A 20,196-nucleotide genomic window follows, 5' to 3' on the forward strand; every position below is an offset into this window, starting at 1 on the left:
CTAAATTGCCTAATTGAGAGAGATATTATGTCAACCAACACCCTTGAGAAGTTAAAAGCGCGTTTCAACCCTGAAGCAGCCGAGGGCATGAATGAAGTTTTTCAATTTCATTTTTCTGATGCAGGCAGCTATTACCTCAATATCCAGGATGGCACGCTAGATGTTCAAGAGGGTGAGCACGATGATCCTTCTGTCAGCTTAAGCCTAACCACTGACACACTAAAAGGCATTATGAATGGCGATATCAATGGCATGACCGCCTTCATGACGGGAAAGCTAAAAGCGACCGGCAATGTCATGCTAGCCACTAAACTGACCAGTCTATTCCCTAGCGAATAATCGTCATACCGGCACGCTGCGCCGCCTACTCCCGCCAGCGTGCCAAGTGGGTTTCAATTAGCTCGCGGGAAATCGAGTACGGCGGGGGTAAGGAGGGTAACTGGCGCGGCGAAAACCATGCTGCATCGCTAATCTCAACCCCGTCTATACGAATACGCCGCGTCGTGGCTTCAGCAAAATAGCCAAACATCAGAGAATGAGGAAATGGCCACGCTTGGCTTTGGTAGTAACGCAACTGATCTATATGCACGCCCACTTCTTCAAACACTTCACGATGCACTGCTTCTTCCGCCGACTCCCCTGGTTCGATAAAACCTGCCAAGGTTGAGTAGCGCCCCGGTGGAAAGCGCGGGCTACGAGCAAGTAGCATCGCCTCTCCGCTCGTCACCAACGTAATGATGCACGGTGAAATACGCGGGTAGTTGCGATGTCCGCAGGCATGGCAATGCATCGCAAATTCAGCGGTAAGCTTAGTGGCAGGCGCGCCACATCGGCCGCAGAAGCGGTGATTCTCTAGCCAGGCCCCCACCTGCAAGGCGGTTGAAAGCAGACTAAACCAAGCCGTGGAGAGTTCACTCATCCACTGACGACCGTCAATCCACCCGCTTTCAGCCTGAGGCTCAACCAGCAGCGCTACTGGCTCATCGTCCCAGTAGCACAGCGGTTGCATCTGCTCTGTCCAGGGTTGATGAGGCTGTAGCGGGGTTAAATCTTCGCTGCCGTTTAACGGTGCGGGCGCCAAGAGGCTCCGCGACAAGCGAATCACCCGCCCAGCTTGTTCATGATGGGGAATTTCTCGCCTAAGCATCGCTGGCCGCACCCTCCAACCAATGAAGCTTATGCGCCTCGCATTTGGCGTTGTGGGCCGCCTGCTCCTCTTCGTTGGGGCGCACTACGCGCAGTTGGCCGGGTGTTAAAGAAAGACGTTGAATCGACAGCCCTTCATTAGACGTATCCGCCTGCTCCTGTTCTGCGGCAGAGGCAGCATCCAAGGTCAGCGCGGTTTGCCCCCCTGTCATCGCCAGATACACCTCGGCGAGGATTTCAGAATCTAGCAGAGCGCCGTGCAGAACCCGGTGGCCGTTTTCGATATCGTAACGTTTGCATAGCGCATCAAGGCTATTGCGCTGCCCAGGGTGCATTTTGCGCGCCATGGTCAGCGTATCTAATACGCCGCAGTGATCACGTACGGGTCCCAGCGGTGCCCCACTACGCCGCTGATTAAGCATGCCCAATTCGTGGTCAATAAAGCCCACATCGAAGGGGGCGTTATGAATCACTAACTCGGCGCCTTGAATAAAGGCCCAAAATTCGTCAGCTATTTTTGCGAACACCGGCTCATTGGCAACTTTGGCGTCATCGATCCCGTGAACAGCAACGACCTCAGCATCGATATGACGCTCGGGATTTATGTATTGGTGATACGTGCGACCAGTAAAGCGCCGATTGACCATCTCAATAGCACCAATTTCGACTAGGCGATGACCATCTTTAGGGTCGATACCCGTCGTTTCAGTATCTAGAATCACCTGACGCATCATGCTCTCCTTTTTTAGTGCTCATCAATGGCTTCATTGGCCAGCGTGTCGGCACGCTCATTGCCTGGGTGGCCGCTATGTCCTTTTACCCAGTGCCACTCGACTTTATGGCGCTGGGTCTCTTCGTGCAGGGTCTTCCACAGTTCGGCATTTTTGACCGGCTGCTTGGCTGCGGTTTTCCAGCCGCGTTTGATCCAGTTGTGGATCCATTGGGTAATGCCCTGACGTACATATTGGGAGTCGGTCCACAACGCTACTTCACAACGTGTATTCAGTGTCCGTAACGCCATAATCGCAGCCATCAGCTCCATGCGATTATTAGTGGTATCTGATTCATAGCCTTTCAAGGTTTTTTCATGCTCGCCACTCGCCAGCACCACGCCCCACCCGCCGGGCCCAGGATTACCCCGGCAAGCCCCGTCGGTGTAGACCGTTACCCGGGGTAACTGCTTGGCAGCCTCTTTAGTCAATCTCTTGATCCTTATTTAACTATGTTTTTTAACTGGATGAGCTTGTGCCGGATGCTCTGAACAGGGCTGATAGTGAGCGGATGAGCCTGAGCGGGTAACACCTAATGAAGCGGGCGAGGCGGGTGCCTTTAAACCAAACTTCAAGCGCTGCACCGGCGCATGACGCTGCCGCCTTCGCGCCTGAATCATATAACTTTCACCCAACGGCAGGTTATGCCGACGCCCCAAAGACTCCCAATACTCACCACATTTGGCATTCATGCGCCCGCGAAAGCAGCAATAGTCTACGCGCTCCACCTCAAAGTCGACAAACGCCAACCAGTCGCGCAGACGATTAACCGAGCGCCAGGTGCCGCTCCAGGGAAACTCCTGCTGGCGCTTACGCCACTGGCGAACCACGCCCCCTAAACCAATGGGGTTAAAACCAAACAGCACCATCATGCCATTGTCTGCGGTGACACGTGCGGCCTCTTGCAGCGTGAAATGGGCGTCGCTCAAATGCTCAAGCCAGTGGTGAATCACCATCACATCCAGGCAGCGGTCCGGTAGCGCCAATTGATCAGGAGGGCATATTAAGGAGCTATCGTTTTGGGCTAAGGCTCGGGAAGGCGTCCAACGTATGGGATGCGGGATCGACGACATGGTCATTAGCGCTGGCCCCATGCTCATTTCCAAGCTATGACCACCGACCCTCGATTCCACCACAGGCCCTAGGCAGGCTCGTTGAGTTTCCCATAGCGAACGCCCCGCCTCGGTTTGCCAATAGGGCTGGCTAGATTCCAAGCGCTTTACCAGCGACGTGGCCGTGGTCGAATTTGACATAAACAGCGCTTCCCTCCACAGTAACGGCTTTTTGACACCTTTTACGTACTGATTTAGCGCTAATAAGCGCAAAGTTTGATGTTTTTTTTCGTAACTTAAAGGATCTCGCCGATGATGAGCGTGACACCGATCCCCGCCCTTAGCGACAACTATATTTGGCTATTAAGACAGGATAACAGTCAAAGTGTTTGTGTGGTGGATCCCGGTGAAGCAGCCCCGGTGATCGAGTTTCTTGAGCGCGAGTCGCTAACCCTAAGCTGTATACTGATTACCCACCACCATCATGATCATACCGGTGGTTTAGCGGAATTAATTAAACGCTACGCTCCTCACGTTATCGGCCCGGCCAATCCTGAGATTAAAGGCATTGATGAAACCGTGGGCGACGGCGACGAAGTACGCATTATGGGTCGCTTGTTTGATGTCATGGCGACCCCTGGCCATACGCTTGATCATATCAGCTACTTTACCGCGGGTATCCCGGCACTACTGTTCTGCGGTGATACACTTTTTTGCGCAGGTTGCGGTCGTTTATTCGAGGGTACACCAGAGCAAATGTATACCGCGCTGAAAAAAATTGCGGAACTCCCTGAAGATACACTGGTCTTTGCAGCCCATGAGTACACTCAGGCAAACCTAACGTTTGCTCGTGCTGCGGATCCTGAAAACGAAGACGTCAAACACGCCTTGCAGGAGTGTGATAAGGCGCGGGCCTTGGATCGCCCCACCTTACCCAGCACGATAGGACGCGAGCTGAAAATTAACCCCTACCTCCGTGTGGGCACTGATAGCGTGCGCCAGGCGGCAGGTACCCAGGGTGTTAATAATGATGATCTCGCAACGTTCACCACTCTACGCGAGTGGAAGAACCGTTTTTAAGAACGCTATCGAAACCAAACGAATGCAACTATGACCTATCGAACGATTCGCCAGCGCTTGATGCTGAGCGCCGGCAGTACCGTAATTATGGGCCTAATGTTAGCCGCTGCGGCAAATTCTCAAGCCTCTGCCACAGCCTATGAAAGACCAACTTCATTAGCAGGCACGTCAGTAGACGCTACAAAACCGCACCCCACGCCATTCCATATCCATTTTTGGGAAGCGCTGGAGCTGGAACCTCAAGACGCCTGGACAACACTGCGTAAAAGCTTTCAGTGGCAAGAGAAGTCACTGCCCGCCGAGGCCCAGGCGCGGGTAGACGAATGGATTGAGTACTACCGTTCAAGCCCCGAAAATATTGCCACGATCACCGAACGCGCTACCCCTTGGCTTGCCTGGATTACCCAACAGGTTAGCGAGCGCGGCCTGCCCGGTGAAGTTGCATTAATTCCTTTCGTAGAGAGTTCCTTCGACCCAGGCGCACGTAGCCACCGCGGGGCCGCAGGGCTATGGCAATTTATGCCTAGCACCGGTGATGCATTGGGTTTGATTCGCAATGGCAATTACGATGGGCGATTAGATGTATTAACCTCCACCGAAGCGGCGCTGGACTACCTGGAAATGCAGGCTGATCAGTGGTACGAAGGTGATCTGATGCTGTCATTAGCCGCTTATAATGCCGGGGCAGGAACCATTAACCGTGCTCTACGACAAGCCCAAAGCCAAGGCTTAAACGGCGATTACTGGGATCTCTCGCTACCCTATGAAACCATGCAGTATGTGCCCAAGCTGAAAGCGATCGCGACAATCATTAACGACCCTGAACAGTACGGCGTAAGTTTACCGGAAATACACGTTGACCCGGCCTTCGCGAAAGTTAAATTGGCCCACGCGGTGACACTCTCGGAAGCCTCTCAACTGCTGGATGTCAGCCAGACAGCGTTAGCCGAGCTAAATCCAGGCCTGCTGAATGGCAGTATCGATCCTCGCAGTGCCCAAACACTGCTGGTGCCTGAAGAAGTAGATACACAGATGCTTGCGCAACTTTCACAGGGCGGTGGCAACCAAGCACAAGACAGCAATCAAGCGTTTGCGCAAAACAGCAGTGGCAATACCCATCGCGTTGAAAGGGGCGATAGCCTCTCAGCGATTGCAGCCCGGTATAATATTGAGCAGCAAGACCTTATCCGCTGGAATGCGATTGACCGACCCAGCGCTTTACAACCAGGCCAACTGCTGACACTTTCAGGGCGGTAAATCGGGTTAACATAGTTGGCTTTGTTCACATGGGATGTCACCAATGCCGCGTGGTTTGTTTTTTGCGAAAACGCTTCTACTCATCAGTGGCCTGCTATTCAATGTGTCGGTACTGGCTTCAGAGAGCACCGTTTCGAAGGCCAGCGCTGCAGAAACAGCGTCTAACAGCGATGCGTTTGAAACAACCTCCAGCACCAATGTAGTGGGTGATTTAAATAGCGACGCGAATAACGTGGTGCCGGTTGAAACCGTTCACGGGTTATCGCTGTACGATAGCCCCGAGCTACCCGCAGATTTTCCCTACTTCCCTCACGTAAACCCACAGGCCCCCAAAGGTGGCACGATTACGCATACCGCCGTGGGAAGCAGTTTTGACTCGACGAACCCGTTTATTATTCGCGGTACGCCGGTTACCGGTATTTCACAAATTTACGACACCCTAATGGCCAGCAATCCCAATGAGCCATTTAGCCTTTACGGCCTGCTGGCTGAAGGTGTTCGTCTAGACCCAGACAGGCAATGGATTGAATTCGACCTGCGCCCGGAAGCACGTTTTCAGGATGGCGAACCGGTCACTGCCTACGATGTGGTTTTCTCGCTTAACTTGCTTCGTGAAGAGGGGAATCCGTTTTACGCCAGCTACTACGCTGGGGTGGAGGAAGCCATTGCTCTAAACGAGCACCAGGTACGCTTTACCTTTAATGATACCGACTCCCGAGAGCTACCGTTAATCGTTGCACAGTTGCCCATCCTCCCCCGCCACTATTGGGAGCCCCGCGACTTCACCTCACCGACCCTAGTCGCGCACCCAGGCTCCGGCCCCTACCGCATTAGCGAAGTAGACCCGGGTCGACGAATTGTCTACCAGCGCGATGAGAACTATTGGGGTAAAGATTTACCGGTCAACGTTGGTCGTTACAATATTGATCGCATCATTTACGACTACTACCGTGACCGGGATATTGCCTGGGAAGCGTTTAAAGCAGGCCTGACCGACTTTCGCACAGATGCCCGTGCCGCCACTTGGGCGATTGGCTATAATTTTCCTGCCTACGAAGAGGGCTTGGTCAAGCGGCTGACCGTACCGGACGTTAACCCATCCTTGATGCAGGCGTTTGTCTTCAACCTGCGTAAAGAGAAGTTTCAAGACCCGCGGGTGCGAGAAGCATTGAGCCTTACCTTCGATTTTCCGTGGCTTAATACCAATATTTTTTACGGCACTTACCAGCGCACCGAGAGTTTTTTCCAAAATTCCGAAATGGAAGCCACCGGCTTACCCTCTGAAGAAGAGCTGGCACTATTGGAGCCTTTCCGTGAAGAGTTGATAGCCTCTCACGGCTCTGACCGCCTCTTCACCGAGCCGCTGCCCATTGAGCAGCCCACTGATTTACGCGAGAGGCTACGCAAAGCACTCGACCTGCTACGTGAGGCAGGTTACCGGGTTGAAGACGGTGTATTAGTCAATCAGGATACCGGACGACCGTTAAGCCTCGAAGTATTGCTCTACGACTCAGGCCTTGAACGGGTCGTTCAACCCATGCTGCGCAACATGGCCCGCTTAGGGGTGCAGACATCGCTGCGTATCGTTGATATTAATCAATATTTAAACCGGCAGCGTAATTACGACTATGACATAGTGATCAGCCATTTCCCGCAGTCGAACAACCCGGGCAATGAGCAGCGCGATTTCTGGACCAGCGCCGCCGCCGAGGCACCGCAAAGCCGCAACCGGATGGCACTGGCGCATCCGGCAGTCGATGCACTGGTGGAGGAGATCATTAGCGCCGATGGCCGTGAAGAGCTGGATACCGTCACCCGCGCGCTGGATCGAGTTCTACGCTGGGGATTTTATGTGATTCCCCACTACCACTCTGGAGAGACCCGTATCGCCATTTGGGATAAGTTTGGCTACCCAGAGCCGTTCCCAGCGTATGCCATGGATCTGGATGCGTGGTGGGTAGACACTGACCGTGAAGCAGCACTACAGCGCCGTCAACGGGGCCGCTAACGCTGGCTGAATGACAACTACTTAATCGCAACGGCTTATCCTCAACGGTTTCATCGTCATAAACCTCGGAGTGCTCTGTGGCCCGCTATACCCTACGCCGACTGCTGCTAATGTTTCCGACTCTCTTCGGGATCATGCTTCTCAATTTTATGATTGTTCAGGCGGCGCCAGGCGGGCCAATTGATCAGATGTTGGCGCGTTTTGAAGGCGCTAACGCCATGGCCAGCACCCGCTTGGATATGGGCGGCGCCGATGTCCAGGTCAGCGATGACTCACGGGGCGCCCGGGGGATCGATCCGCGCTTTATCGAACAGCTGGAACAGCAGTTTGGTTTTGACAAGCCCGCCCACGAACGCTTTATCGGCATGATGGCGGACTACCTCACCCTCGATTTTGGGACCAGTTTCTTCCGTGATCGACCGGTCACCGAACTGATGATCGAGCGGCTGCCGGTCTCCATATCGTTAGGGCTCTGGACGACGCTGCTGGTCTATTTAATCTCCATTCCGTTAGGAATTAAAAAAGCGCTTCGCCACGGCTCCCGGTTTGACGTCTGGTCGTCGGGCTTAGTGATCGTTGGTTATGCCATTCCAGGCTTTCTGTTTGCGATTCTGTTGATTGTGCTGTTTGCCGGGGGCACCTACTGGGACTTATTCCCTTTACGCGGCTTGACCTCCCCTGACTTCGACCAGCTTTCCGCCTGGGGCAAGGTAAAGGACTACTTCTGGCATATCACCCTTCCGGTTATTGCCGCCTCGATTGGCAGCTTTGCCACACTGACAATGCTGACCAAAAACAGCTTTCTCGATGAGATTCACAAGCAGTATGTAATTACCGCCCGCGCCAAGGGCGCCGACGAACGGCGCGTGCTCTATGGCCATGTGTTTCGCAACGCCATGCTGATCATTATCGCGGGCCTGCCCGCCGCCATGATTGGTATTTTCTTCACCGGCGCGCTGTTGATCGAAGTGATCTTCTCCCTGGATGGGCTGGGCCTGCTCGGTTTTGAGGCGATCATGCAGCGGGATTACCCGGTGATATTCGGCACCCTCTTCCTGTACACCGTCATCGGCTTAATCCTCAAACTGATTTCCGACTTGACCTACGTGTGGGTAGACCCGCGTATCGACTTTTCGACTCGGGAGTCGTGATAATGGCCTCCTTATCGTTACGCTTATCGCCTATCACTCGCCGTCGATTGGCCGCTTTCAAAGCCAATCGTCGTGCCCGGGTATCACTCTGGCTATTTGCCACGCTGTTTATCCTTAGCCTGTTTGCCGAGCTGATTGCCAACGACAAACCCATCGTTATGCAGTACGACGGTCAGTGGTATTTCCCCATGTTGGTGGACTACCCAGAAACCGAATTTGACGGCTTTCTACCGACCCGAACGGACTATCTGGATCCTTTTGTTCAGCAACAGATTAAAGATCACGGCTGGGCGCTGTGGCCCATCATTCCTTTTTCCTACCAGACCCTGGATATGAATATGAACCGCCCCTCCCCGGCCCCGCCGGATAGCCGCCACTGGCTGGGCACCGATGACCAGGGACGGGATGTAACGGCACGGGTAATTTATGGTTTTCGGCTTTCGGTGGCCTTTGCCCTGGTGCTCACTGCAGGGTCGTTAGTCATTGGTGTCGTGGTGGGCGGCGTGCAGGGCTACTTTGGCGGCAAAATTGATTTGATCGGTCAACGGTTCACCGAGATATGGTCAGGTCTGCCGGTACTATTTTTACTGATTATTTTAGCCAGCTTTGTTCAGCCGGGGTTCTGGTGGCTGCTAGGAATTATGCTGCTTTTTTCGTGGTTGGGTCTGGTCGATATCGTACGCGCCGAGTTCCTGCGTGCGCGTAATTTGGAGTATGTACGCGCGGCGAAAGCCATGGGGTTGCCGTCACGCTTGATCATGTGGCGCCACGTGCTACCCAATGCCATGGTCGCCACGCTAACATTTATTCCCTTTCTGTTTACCGGCGCCATTGGCACCTTGACCGCGCTGGACTTCCTCGGTTTCGGCCTACCCCCTGGTGCTCCTTCGCTAGGTGAACTGGCGGCACAGGGCAAAAATAATCTACACGCACCATGGCTGGGTATCACAGCGTTTATGACGTTAGCGATCATGCTGTCACTGCTGGTATTTATCGGCGAGGGCTTGCGCGATGCCTTCGACCCCCGCCATGTGCAGCAGCGCCAGGCAGGCCCCGCCCAGGAGACTCAGCATGCCTAATCCTCTACTGCGCATTGAGCATCTTGATGTCACCTTTGATGGCACCCCGGTAGTGCACTCACTCTCACTCACTCTCAATGCGGGTGAAACCCTGGCGATTGTCGGCGAGTCCGGCTCGGGAAAGTCAGTATCGGCGCTGGGGATGGTGAATCTATTGCCTAGTAATGCCACCGTTCAGGGCGAGCGCTGGCTGGTTGATACCAATCTGGCCAATTTAACGGAGACTCAGTGGAACGCCGTGCGCGGCAATCGCGTTGGTTTTATCTTTCAGGAACCGATGACCTCGCTCAACCCTCTGCACCGAGTGGGTAAGCAGATAGGCGAAGCGCTACGCCTTCACCAGGGGCTGCGGGGCGAGGCCGCCCGCCAACGCAGCAAAACGCTACTGGAACAGGTGAAACTACCGCGCCCGGACGAACTGCTGGATGCCTGGCCCCACCAGCTCTCGGGTGGGCAGCGCCAGCGGGTGATGATTGCCATGGCGATTGCCAACAACCCATCGCTGCTGATTGCCGACGAACCCACCACCGCGTTGGACGTTACCGTTCAGCAGGAAATTCTCGCCCTGCTACGTGAACTGCGCGATCACCATGGCATGGGCATGCTGTTTATCAGCCACGACTTGAATCTGGTGCGCCGTTATGCGGATCGTATCTGCGTTATGTATCAGGGCCGCATACAAGAGATCGGTCCGGTAGAGCAGGTCTTTCAGCACCCGCAAAGCGATTACACCAAAGCACTACTTGCGGCTGAACCGGAAGGTAGGCCCCAAGCCATTGAGCAAACAGCCCCCCTACTGACAGCACGTCAGTTGAGCGTCAGTTTCAAGCGGCCTAAAACCGGCTTGTTCAAGCGTCAGCCGCCCGCTTTTGTGGCGCTTCAACCCACTGATTTTCAAATTGCACCGGGTGAAACCCTGGGCATTGTGGGTGAGTCCGGCTCGGGTAAAACCACGCTGGCGTCGGCGGTCATGCGGCTGGTCACCAGCCAAGGTGATGTAACTCTTGGCAATGATAAACTAAGTGCCCTAACCGGCGATGCGTTACGCCGTCATCGGCATCGCTTACAGATGGTGTTTCAAGACCCCTATGGCGCCCTTTCACCGCGTATGCCGGTGTTCGATATCGTCAGCGAGGGGTTGCGCTTTCACTACCCTCATCTCTCTATTGAGGAAATCGCCCAGCGGGTCAAGCAAACGCTGCACGAGGTAGGTTTGCCCGAGAGCTGTGCCGCCCGCTACCCTCATGAATTTTCCGGCGGTCAGCGCCAGCGTATTGCCGTGGCAAGGGCGATCATATTAGAGCCAGAACTGCTGGTGCTTGATGAGCCCACCTCAGCGTTAGATCGTACCGTGCAGAAGCAGCTAGTCGCCCTGTTGCGCGATCTACAGGCACGCCGTCAGCTGAGCTATCTGTTTATTAGCCACGACCTGGCCGTCGTCCGCGCGATGGCCCACCGTATTATGGTGCTCAAGGATGGCGAAGTGGTCGAACAGGGCTCCTGCCTGGAGGTTCTTTCAGCGCCACAGCACGCTTATACTCAAGCGCTAATCGCCGCAGCGCATCTGACGCACTAGCGAAATAGCGAAAATTGCCACGGATCTTAATGCTTTTAATGCTCGAACTAAGATAACGGTATAAGTATCGAAGTGAAATAAAGCCGCTTACCATTTTGGAAAGCGGCTAATGGAGACCTTTACCAAGGGCTCAGAAGAGCGCGATTTCGTCGGCGGTTAATTCTCGCCATTCACCGGGCGCCAGATTGGCATCCAAGGCTAAATCACCGATGGAGCTACGATGCAGTGAGTTCACGTGATTGCCCAAGGCGGCAAACATTCGCTTCACCTGGTGATAGCGTCCTTCGGTAATGGTGAGTTCTGCCTGAGTGGGCGACAGCAGTCGAAGTGTTGCGGGCTGCGTCGGCGTCTCCTCCCCATCCAGCATCAGACCATCGGCAACTTGGCCAATTGCCCACTCCGCCGACGCGCCTTCCATAGGCTCCGCTAGCTCGGCGATATACACCTTGGCACAGCGATGGCGCGGTGACGTGACACGGTGCGACCACTGGCCATCATCGGTTAACAGCAGCAAGCCCGTGGTATCCACATCTAACCGCCCTACCGGCTGTAACCGATCCGCTTTGGGTAAATCAATTAGATCGATTGCTCTTTTATAGAGACCGCGACGGGCGTTACATTCAACGTCGACGGGCTTGTGCAGCATAATGTAGCGCAAGCCTACCAACCCCAACCTCTCACCGTTGAGCACCACTACATCGTTATCGGTATCGATTTGGGTCGCCGACTGTTTTATCGGCTCACCGTTTAGGGTCACTTCGCCATTTTTGAGTGCCCGCTTAGCGAGGCTACGAGTCAACGGTGAGGTTTCACTCAAAAAACGATCAAGGCGCATCATTAACCCACTCCTGGCAGCAGCTTAAAGTGGTCGGCATCTTGCCAGGCAGGAAATTTTTCACGAAAAGCATCAAGGGTAGTTTTATCCAGCGTGCCCGTTTCTATAAACGGGGTATGGGCAGGTTTATCAATCAGCGGTTCACCTTTGAAGTCGACCAACAAGGAATCGCCGCTGTAGGCAAGCCCTTTGGCATCTTCTCCAACGCGGTTAACGCCAATCACATAGCTTAAATTCTCTACCGCGCGGGCCTGTAGCAGCGTGCGCCAAGGGTGACGACGCGGTGCTGGCCAGTTGGCGATACACAGCAGCGCATCATACTCGAAATGCTCCCCTTCTGCTGGCTGCTGACGCATCCACACCGGGAAACGCAGGTCGTAGCACACGCTCAGTAGCAGTTTGAAGCCGTTAAGCTCTACCACCTTTCGCTCACTGCCCATGCCGTAGCGCTCATGCTCACCGGCCATGCGGAACAGGTGACGCTTGTCGTAGTGGGTTATCTCACCCTCCGGTGTCGCCCAGATCAGGCGGTTATAAAACTCGCCGTGCTCTTGGATGGCGACACTGCCGGTTACGACACAGTTGCGTGCCTTCGCCTGGGCTTGCAGCCAGGCAACGCTTTGACTTTCCGCCATCGGCTGAGCCATTTCGCGTGAGTTCATGGTAAAACCCGTGGCAAACATCTCCGGCAATACAATAAGATCCGTATCGCGGCTATCGAGCTCGCCCAGCAACTGCTCAAGATGAGCGTGGTTGGCCTGGGGGTCTTCCCAGCGCAGATCGCACTGCACTAGCGTGTTCCTAAGTTGACTCACGTAACACCTCCATTTCGTCAGTCCGTTTATGCTAGATTAGCATCTTTAAATAATGAGGCTGCTATGCTTCCTACTCCAACACGCGACCCTGCCGCCGTCAAAGGCGTTATGTTTGGATTAACCGCCTACATCATGTGGGGCTGCTTTCCGCTCTTTTTTGCCCTGTTTGACGGTGTTCCCGCCTTTGAAATATTGATTCATCGTATCATTTGGGCGTGTCTGTTCTTGGTCGGTTTGATTACCTTGCTGCGCCGCTGGCCTCCAGTGGTCACTGCACTAGGTGAACCCAAGCGGCTTGGGCGGGTGCTGGCCTGCGCGTTATTAATTGCGTTTAACTGGGGTATCTATATCTATGCGGTGGAGTCTAAGCAGGTACTGCAGGCAAGTTTGGGCTACTTCTTGACCCCGTTAGTGAATGTCGCCCTGGGCATGCTGGTACTGCGGGAAGTGATGGCAAAACTGCAGTTGGCCGCTTTGGGCTTGGCCAGCGTTGCCATTGCCATCCAATTTGTAATGCTAGGCGAACTGCCTTGGATTAGCCTGGTGCTGGCATTAAGCTTTGGCAGTTACGGCCTGTTTCGTAAGCAGGTGCCGCTGGACGGTTTATCAGGCCTATTTGTCGAAACCCTGCTGCTATTTCCTCTCGCCCTCATCGCCTTAGCCTGGCTAAGCTGGAACGGCAGCTCACATTTTCTACAAGAACCATCAACAACGGGCCTTATGATCGCTAGTGGGGCTTTGACCGCACTGCCGCTTATGGCCTTCGCAGGTGCGGCTCGCCGCTTGCGCTTGGCGACGCTGGGCTTTTTGATGTACATCAATCCGACCATCCAATTCCTCATTGCCTTAACCGTTTTCGGCGAGCCCTTGGGCATTATCCAATTGGCCACATTTGTGCTTATTTGGATTGGACTCGCGCTTTACTCCTGGTCGGCATGGCAGTCACGCACCCGCTACGCGGCGGTTGATTAATGCCAGCGGAGCGATGAGCCAGTGATTAGCCATTTTTGAACACCACAGTGCAAGTGAATATAAGCGCTGAAACAAAATGGAATATCCCTTACTCTTTCTGTTCTGCTTCACTCACTACATCTGGAAACCATGCTAAAGCGCTATTTGCCCATATTGACGTGGCTCCCCCACTATAATAAGCGCTTGCTGGGGGCCGACCTGCTGGCGGGTTTGATCGTCACCGTGATGGTCATTCCCCAATCGCTCGCCTATGCGCTACTGGCCGGTCTCCCTGCGGTGGTTGGCCTGTATGCCAGCATACTGCCGCAACTGGTTTACACCCTATTCGGCACCAGCAAAACCCTCGCCGTCGGGCCAGTCGCGATTATCGCGCTGATGACCGGTGCCGCGCTCTCCTCCGTGGCGGCTACCGGCACGGAGACTTATTTACAGGCAGCGCTCATATTGTCTCTGCTTTCCGGCGGCATGCTCGTGACCATGGGCCTATTGAGAATGGGCTTTTTCAGCAATTTTTTAAGCCACCCGGTTATTTCTGGCTTCTTAACGGCATCGGGTATTTTGATCGCCGCTAGCCAACTTGGCAGTTTGCTGGGCGTCGAGAGTAGTGGCTTTACCCTGGTGGAGCGCTTGACGACCCTGGTACCCAATTTAGACACGTTCAACCTACCTACTTTACTGATCGGTGGTAGCACCCTGCTATTTTTAATCACCATGCGCCGCCACGGAAAGTCAGCGCTGCATAAGCTTGGGCTGCCGCTACTTCTGGCGGATTTAATCGCCAAAGCAGGTCCCGTTTTTGCAGTGGTGATCACTACCTTGGTAACTTGGCAGTGGCAGCTAACAGAGCGCGGCGTTGAAGTGGTAGGGCAGATTCCCGGCGGGTTACCCACGCTTAGCTTTCCAATAGGCGACTTCTCGCTCTGGAAGGCGCTATTAATTCCAGCGCTGCTGATTAGCTTAGTCGGCTTTGTGGAGTCGGTTTCCATGGGGCAAATGCTGGCCGCTAAACGGCGTCAACGTATTTCACCCAACCAAGAGCTTATCGGCCTGGGTGCGACGAATCTGGCCGCGGGATTTACCAGCGGCATGCCGGTAACCGGCGGCTTGTCACGTACCGTGATTAACTACGATGCCGGCGCGCAAACGCCCGCGGCAGGTGCTTTTGCAGCATTAGGCATTGCACTGGTGACGATGTATTTTACCGGTTGGCTCTACTATTTACCTATCGCGACCTTGGCAGCGACGATTACCGTATCGATTTTGACCCTGGTGGATATTGCCATGCTGCGCCAAACTTGGCGCTACTCCCGCAGTGACTTTGCTGCCATGGCGGTGACCATACTGCTCACCCTTTGCGAAGGGGTCGAAGCAGGCATCATCAGTGGGGTCACCCTTTCGATCGCGCTATTTTTATATCGCACCAGTCGCCCCCATAGCGCTCTGGTAGGCCGGGTGCCGGACACGGAGCATTTTCGCAATACCGCGCGCCATGAAGTCGAAACCGTTAGCAATGTAGCCCTGCTACGTATCGACGAAAGCCTCTATTTTGCCAACGCCCGCTATCTGGAAGACACCGTCTATAACCTCGTAGCGAGCCACCCGGAACTTGAGCATGTGGTATTGATCTGCTCAGCGGTCAACCTGATCGATGCTTCGGCGCTTGAAAGCCTGGATGCTATCAACGCCCGCTTAAAAGACTCCGATGTAAAACTGCACCTATCCGAAGTCAAAGGGCCGGTGATGGATCGACTTAAGAACAGCGATTTTCTAGACGCTCTCACAGGCCGCGTTTTTCTCAGTACCTACGCCGCGTGGCGTGAATTCTCCTAACAATTAACATACGCGATATAGCTCTAAAGCCAGGCAATTGCCTGGCTTTTTTACGCGTGTCTAATACTAGCTAGGGCGCGCAATAACATCGTCGTTGACATTCACCCGACCGCTTCTCTACTATCAGTCGACCACTTAGCAAAACTAAGTACCGCACAGCAAAACACTATGTAGCACAACGTAACCAAAACCAAAAGCACAACCACAATAAAGGAGCATCGCAATGCATCCATTGACTCACCGCCTACTCATCGCCGCTTTACCTCTATCACTGCTCAGTGCCGCTGTTAGCCATGCCAGCGACGTTGAACTACCCGGCACCATGGCCTGGACCGCCTATGGCACCAACTCAAGCGGCTACGCCCAAGCCGTGGCCATCGGCAACATGCTGCAGAATAAATACGATTCATCGGTGCGTATTTTGCCCGGTGATAATGACGTATCACGTATGACACCGCTCAAGCAGGGCCGTGTTGACCTGTGCGCCTGCGGAATATCCAGCTACTACGGGGCGGAAGGCGTGATGATGTTTGCCGACCCAGACTGGGGACCTCAACCGCTGAGAGTCATTACCACCTCAACCGCTTCGTTTGGCCTTTCCCTGGCAGTGGCAGGCGACTTAGACGTTGAAACACCCGCCGACCTCAAAGGAAAACGCATCGCCTATATCCGCGGCGACGACGCACTCAACAAAGGCACCGAAGCATACCTAGCATTTGGTGGCCTGACCTGGGATGACGTCGAGCGAGTGGATTACCCCGGCTACGGACGTTCTTTCGACGGTATTATCGCCGGTGATGTCGACGCCTCGTTCACCACTACCGTAACCCCGCCCGCCCAGCAGCTTGCCAGCAGCCCACGCGGCATTAGCTGGCCGGTACTAGACCCTGAAGATGAAGCGGGCTGGGAGCGCATGACCGAAGTGGCGCCCTATTTCCGTCCCCATGAAGTCACCGCAGGCGCGGGGGGGATTAGTGCTGACAACCCAGTGCCCAGCGCCAGCTACCCGTACCCCATTGTGGTTGCCAATCAAGACCTGGATGACAACGTTGCTTACGGCTTGATCAAGGCCATGCAGGTAAATTTTGACGACTACAAAGACAACGCGCCCGGCGCCCTTGGCTATGCCTTGGAAGAACAGGATTTTCAATGGGTCATACCCTTTCACGATGCGGTCGTGGAGTACTACAAAGAGATCGATGTGTGGACCGATGAAATGCAGGCCCACCAGGATAAGCTCGTTGAACGCCAGGATGTACTGCTAAGCGCCTGGGAAAGCTTTATGCAAGACGCACCTGATGAGGAAGAAGCATTTACTGCTGACTGGATGGAAGCTCGCGCCGCCGCACTCAGCGAAGCTGGCTTCGAACCGATCTTTGAGTAATACGCCACGGGGCGGCGCTCGCCGCCCCTGCTGATTGACCGGATGCCCCCATGACTACAGAAACCTCGCCTGCTAATCCTCAGCAGGTTAAAGAAAAGATCAGCCAAATTCGTCAGCTTCCCACCGCGCTGCAATGGATTCCAGCCACTGTCACCGTTGTCTTGATGCTGATGACGCTGGATTACCTGTTCAATATCGGCTGGCTTACCTTTGTTACTGGCCTGGAAACGCAGTTTTACTATGCCGTCGTCGCGCTGCTACTTCCATTGGTTTTTCTGCTCTGGCCCCTACGTAGCAGCCTACAAGAACAGCCTATTCCTTGGTATGACTACCTGCTCAGCGCTTCGACACTCATTGTTGGGGGCTACTTTGTTTATAACGCTGTGCCAATACTGGAGCGCGGTTGGGCGTTTGCTGCCCCGGATGTGGCAATTTACGCCAGCTACGCTTTTTGGCTGCTGATTATTGAAGCATCACGCCGGGCGGGTGGTTTACCGATTGCAATTATTGCGGGCGTGTTCTCGCTCTACCCGCTGGTGGCAGATATTGTCCCTGGCCCTATTCAGGCGTTTCCTTCAAGCCTTGAAGAGACGGCCATGTACCACACCATGAGCACCGAAAGCATCATGGGTGTACCGCTGCAGGCATTCGCCGGCCTGGTTATTGGTTTTTTGGTGTTTGGTGTCGTGCTGCAAAAAAGCGGCGGTGGTAAATTTTTTATTAACCTAGCCTTTGCCTTGTTGGGCCATGTGCGCGGCGGCCCTGCCAAAGTATCGATTTTCTCCAGCGGCCTGATGGGCTCAATGAGCGGCAGCGTGATCAGTAACGTGCTGACCACCGGCGTGTTATCGATTCCCGCCATGCGCCGCATTGGCATGAGCCGCTCATTTGCTGGTGGCGTGGAGGCCTGCGCTTCCACTGGCGGCGTATTGATGCCCCCGGTGATGGGTGCCACTGCCTTTGTGATGGCGATGTTTTTGGACGTTCCCTACGCCACCATTGCCCTGGCGGCAGTGATCCCTTCCATTCTCTACTTCCTAGGGCTGTTTATCCAGATCGACGCCTACGCCGCGCGTAACGATATTAAAGGCTTGCCCGCCAATGAACTGCCGTCACTTTGGCAAACCCTGAAAGAGGGCTGGTACTTTATTTTCGTCTTTGCGCTATTGGTGTGGATGTTGCTGATTATGCAGCGTGAAGCCGTCGCTCCTTTTTATGCGACTGCACTGCTACTGGTGCTCAACCAGTTCTCAAAGCACAACCGCTGGGGCTGGAAAGATGTGTCTGACACGCTCTCATCCGCCGCCAAGCTGTTTGCCGAACTGATCGCCATTTTAGCCGGCGTGGGCATGCTCGTGGGTGCACTCTCCATGACCGGGCTCTCTGGCACCATTGCTAACGACTTTATCAACATTGCCGGTGGCAGCGTACCGCTACTGCTGCTTATGGGTGCCGTGACCAGCTTTGTGCTGGGCATTGGTATGACCGTCACCGCTGCGTATATCTTCCTCGCCGTCGCGTTGGCGCCTGCGCTGATTCAAGGCGGCGGGCTCGATCCCATGGCAGTGCATATGTTCATCCTTTACTGGGGCATGCTGAGCTTTATTACCCCGCCGGTGGCGCTGGGTGCCTTTGCCGCCGCCACTGTGGCTGGCGCCAAGCCCATGGAAACGGGCCTGCAAGCCATGCGTTTGGGTAGCGTGATTTATTTTATTCCTTTCCTCTTCGTGCTTAATCCCGCACTGATTATGCAGGGAGCGCCACTGATGATCGTGGCCGTATTTATCCAAGCCATCATCGGCATCATTTTATTTGCCTCAGCCATGCAGGGTTACCTGATGGGCGTCGGAAGACTGGGCTATGGGACGCTCCAAGAGGGCATTATTCGTGCCCTGGTATTAATTGCCGGCCTGCTATTGGCGCTTCCCGGCGGCGGCATGGTACCGCTTAGTCAATGGGAGTTAATCGGCCTCGGCGCTGCGGCACTGCTACCCGGGGTCGTTTTGGCTCGACTGAGTCAGCGCCATCATCAACGCTCGCTTTCTGCCAGCGCTTAACCTAGCAGGCAAACACACAAGGAAATTTATGCACACAATAACAAGACGCCCTCTTGCAGTTGGCAGCGTGGTAGCTGGAATGCTGCTGCTCGCCAGTCATGTCAACGCCATGCCCAGCACCCTTAACTGGACCGCTTATGGCACAGGCACCAGCGGCAACGCGCAAATCATGGCAATTAGCCAATTGCTGCAGGAAGAGCATGGCACCCAGTCGCGGGTGATCCCCGGTGAAAATGACACCATGCGCATGACGCCATTAAAAACGGGTCGCGTTGATCTTTGCGCCTGCGGCATCGCCAGCTACTACGGCTCCGAAGGCGTGATGATGTTTGCCAGACCTGATTGGGGGCCTCAGCCCATCCGCGTCATTTCAACCTCGATGGCGACCTTTGGGCTAGGCATGGCGGTGGCCGGCGACGTTGAGATCGACTCAATCGCTGACCTGGAGGGCAAGCGGCTGGCTTACCTGCGCGGTGATGACGCGCTAAACAAAGCCGCCGAGGCGTATCTGGCATTTGCCGGGTTAACCTGGGACGACGTTGAACGCGTCGACTTCCCCGGCTATAACGCCGCCTTCGATGGGATTATCAGCGACCGTGCCGATGCCGCCATCACCACAACGGTCACGCCAGCGGCACAACGTCTTTCGGCAAGCCCACGCGGGCTTCAGTGGCCCGAACTGCCCGCTGAAGATGAAGCCGGTTGGGAACGCATGCTCGACGTGGCGCCCTACTTTCAGCCACACACCGTGACCTCGGGGGCAGGTATTGATGCCGATCAGCCGCTTGCCAGCGCCAGCTATCCCTACCCCATCATGGTCAGCAATGCCGATCTTGCCCCTGAAACCGTTCGTGGCTTGATCACCACGCTGGTCGAGTCCTTTGACGAATATAAGGACAACGCTCCCGGCGCCAGCGGCTATGCGTTGGAAAACCAGAATATGACCTGGGTAGTGCCTTTCCACGATGCGGTGGTCGACTATTACCGAGAAACTGGCATCTGGACAGACGAGATGGAAGAGCACCAGAACGCCCTGGTTGAACGCCAAACGCTGCTAATGGAAACGTGGCAGGACTATAAGGCTGAGGCGCCGGATGATGAAGAAGCGTTTATAGCGGGATGGATGGAGACGCGTCGTACAGCGCTTGAAGCGGCCGGGTTTAACCCCGTCTTCTAACACTTGA

General features: G+C 54.8%; 18 protein-coding genes. 12 read left to right on the forward strand and 6 right to left on the reverse strand.

Annotated elements, in window-relative coordinates; translation table 11 throughout:
* Positions 1 to 27 precede the first annotated feature (27 nt).
* The gene (locus tag QT230_RS16355; RefSeq protein WP_308323112.1) at positions 28 to 339 is read left to right on the forward strand and encodes an SCP2 sterol-binding domain-containing protein; all 312 of its coding nucleotides are present in this window, start codon (positions 28 to 30) and stop codon (positions 337 to 339) included.
* A 25-nt stretch (positions 340 to 364) separates the two neighbouring features.
* On the opposite strand, the gene nudC is transcribed toward QT230_RS16355, so the two are convergent.
* Genes nudC through QT230_RS16375 form a run of 4 tightly spaced genes read right to left on the reverse strand, consistent with a single transcriptional unit; the run spans position 365 to position 3,169 of the window.
* Entirely contained in the window at positions 365 to 1,147 is a 783-nt protein-coding gene (gene nudC, locus QT230_RS16360; protein ID WP_308323113.1) for an NAD(+) diphosphatase, read from the reverse strand.
* Entirely contained in the window at positions 1,140 to 1,877 is a 738-nt protein-coding gene (gene dnaQ / locus QT230_RS16365) for a DNA polymerase III subunit epsilon (protein WP_308323115.1), read from the reverse strand. The genes nudC and dnaQ overlap by 8 nt, the downstream gene beginning before the upstream one ends.
* A 14-nt stretch (positions 1,878 to 1,891) precedes the next feature.
* Positions 1,892 to 2,347, reverse strand: coding sequence for a ribonuclease HI (gene rnhA / locus QT230_RS16370; protein WP_308323116.1), 456 nt, complete (start codon positions 2,345 to 2,347; stop codon positions 1,892 to 1,894).
* A gap of 15 nt (positions 2,348 to 2,362) precedes the next feature.
* The gene (locus QT230_RS16375; protein ID WP_308323117.1) at positions 2,363 to 3,169 is read right to left on the reverse strand and encodes a methyltransferase domain-containing protein; all 807 of its coding nucleotides are present in this window, start codon (positions 3,167 to 3,169) and stop codon (positions 2,363 to 2,365) included.
* A gap of 111 nt (positions 3,170 to 3,280) precedes the next feature.
* Between QT230_RS16375 and gloB the strand changes: the two genes are divergently transcribed.
* The 6 genes from gloB to QT230_RS16405 all read left to right on the forward strand — a co-directional run bounded on the left by gloB (position 3,281) and on the right by QT230_RS16405 (position 11,119).
* Positions 3,281 to 4,048 carry a hydroxyacylglutathione hydrolase gene (gene gloB / locus QT230_RS16380; RefSeq protein ID WP_308323119.1) on the forward strand — a complete coding sequence of 256 codons (768 nt, stop codon included), beginning with the start codon at positions 3,281 to 3,283 and terminating at the stop codon, positions 4,046 to 4,048.
* 30 nt (positions 4,049 to 4,078) lie between these two features.
* Positions 4,079 to 5,305 (forward strand): transglycosylase SLT domain-containing protein, encoded by a 1,227-nt coding sequence (locus QT230_RS16385; protein ID WP_308323121.1) that lies wholly within the window; start codon positions 4,079 to 4,081, stop codon positions 5,303 to 5,305.
* 43 nt (positions 5,306 to 5,348) lie between these two features.
* Positions 5,349 to 7,313 carry an extracellular solute-binding protein gene (locus QT230_RS16390; RefSeq protein WP_308323123.1) on the forward strand — a complete coding sequence of 655 codons (1,965 nt, stop codon included), beginning with the start codon at positions 5,349 to 5,351 and terminating at the stop codon, positions 7,311 to 7,313.
* 77 nt (positions 7,314 to 7,390) lie between these two features.
* The gene (locus tag QT230_RS16395) at positions 7,391 to 8,464 is read left to right on the forward strand and encodes a microcin C ABC transporter permease YejB (protein ID WP_308323125.1); all 1,074 of its coding nucleotides are present in this window, start codon (positions 7,391 to 7,393) and stop codon (positions 8,462 to 8,464) included.
* Positions 8,465 to 8,466: 2 nt separating this feature from the next.
* Positions 8,467 to 9,543 (forward strand): ABC transporter permease, encoded by a 1,077-nt coding sequence (locus QT230_RS16400; RefSeq protein ID WP_308323127.1) that lies wholly within the window; start codon positions 8,467 to 8,469, stop codon positions 9,541 to 9,543.
* Positions 9,536 to 11,119, forward strand: a complete 1,584-nt coding sequence (locus QT230_RS16405; protein ID WP_308323129.1) for a dipeptide ABC transporter ATP-binding protein — start codon at positions 9,536 to 9,538, stop codon at positions 11,117 to 11,119. Before QT230_RS16400 ends, QT230_RS16405 begins: the two co-directional genes overlap by 8 nt.
* A gap of 130 nt (positions 11,120 to 11,249) precedes the next feature.
* Here the strand turns inward: QT230_RS16405 and QT230_RS16410 are convergent, their stop codons facing one another.
* Together QT230_RS16410 and QT230_RS16415 are read right to left on the reverse strand one after the other, a co-directional pair.
* Positions 11,250 to 11,954 (reverse strand): pseudouridine synthase, encoded by a 705-nt coding sequence (locus QT230_RS16410; protein ID WP_308323235.1) that lies wholly within the window; start codon positions 11,952 to 11,954, stop codon positions 11,250 to 11,252.
* A gap of 2 nt (positions 11,955 to 11,956) precedes the next feature.
* Positions 11,957 to 12,769 (reverse strand): amidohydrolase, encoded by an 813-nt coding sequence (locus QT230_RS16415; protein ID WP_308323131.1) that lies wholly within the window; start codon positions 12,767 to 12,769, stop codon positions 11,957 to 11,959.
* A gap of 63 nt (positions 12,770 to 12,832) precedes the next feature.
* Here QT230_RS16415 and rarD point away from each other — a divergent pair, with 63 nt between their 5' ends.
* From rarD to QT230_RS16440, 5 genes are all read left to right on the forward strand, one after another.
* A complete protein-coding gene (gene rarD, locus QT230_RS16420; protein ID WP_308323132.1) occupies positions 12,833 to 13,741 on the forward strand; it encodes an EamA family transporter RarD in 909 nt (302 codons plus the stop codon).
* A gap of 129 nt (positions 13,742 to 13,870) precedes the next feature.
* Complete coding sequence (locus QT230_RS16425; RefSeq protein WP_308323133.1) at positions 13,871 to 15,571, forward strand: sulfate permease; 1,701 nt, start codon at positions 13,871 to 13,873, stop codon at positions 15,569 to 15,571.
* A gap of 223 nt (positions 15,572 to 15,794) precedes the next feature.
* Positions 15,795 to 16,955, forward strand: coding sequence for a TAXI family TRAP transporter solute-binding subunit (locus tag QT230_RS16430; protein WP_308323135.1), 1,161 nt, complete (start codon positions 15,795 to 15,797; stop codon positions 16,953 to 16,955).
* A 50-nt stretch (positions 16,956 to 17,005) separates the two neighbouring features.
* Positions 17,006 to 19,012, forward strand: a complete 2,007-nt coding sequence (locus QT230_RS16435; protein WP_308323136.1) for a TRAP transporter fused permease subunit — start codon at positions 17,006 to 17,008, stop codon at positions 19,010 to 19,012.
* Between the two features lie 28 nt (positions 19,013 to 19,040).
* On the forward strand, positions 19,041 to 20,189 hold the full coding sequence (locus QT230_RS16440) for a TAXI family TRAP transporter solute-binding subunit (RefSeq protein ID WP_308323137.1): 1,149 nt from the start codon (positions 19,041 to 19,043) through the stop codon (positions 20,187 to 20,189).
* The last annotated feature ends 7 nt before the right edge of the window (positions 20,190 to 20,196 follow it).

Origin of the sequence: Halomonas sp. SpR8, assembly GCF_031010195.1 — a bacterium.
In the GTDB taxonomy this organism is placed as follows: domain Bacteria; phylum Pseudomonadota; class Gammaproteobacteria; order Pseudomonadales; family Halomonadaceae; genus Vreelandella.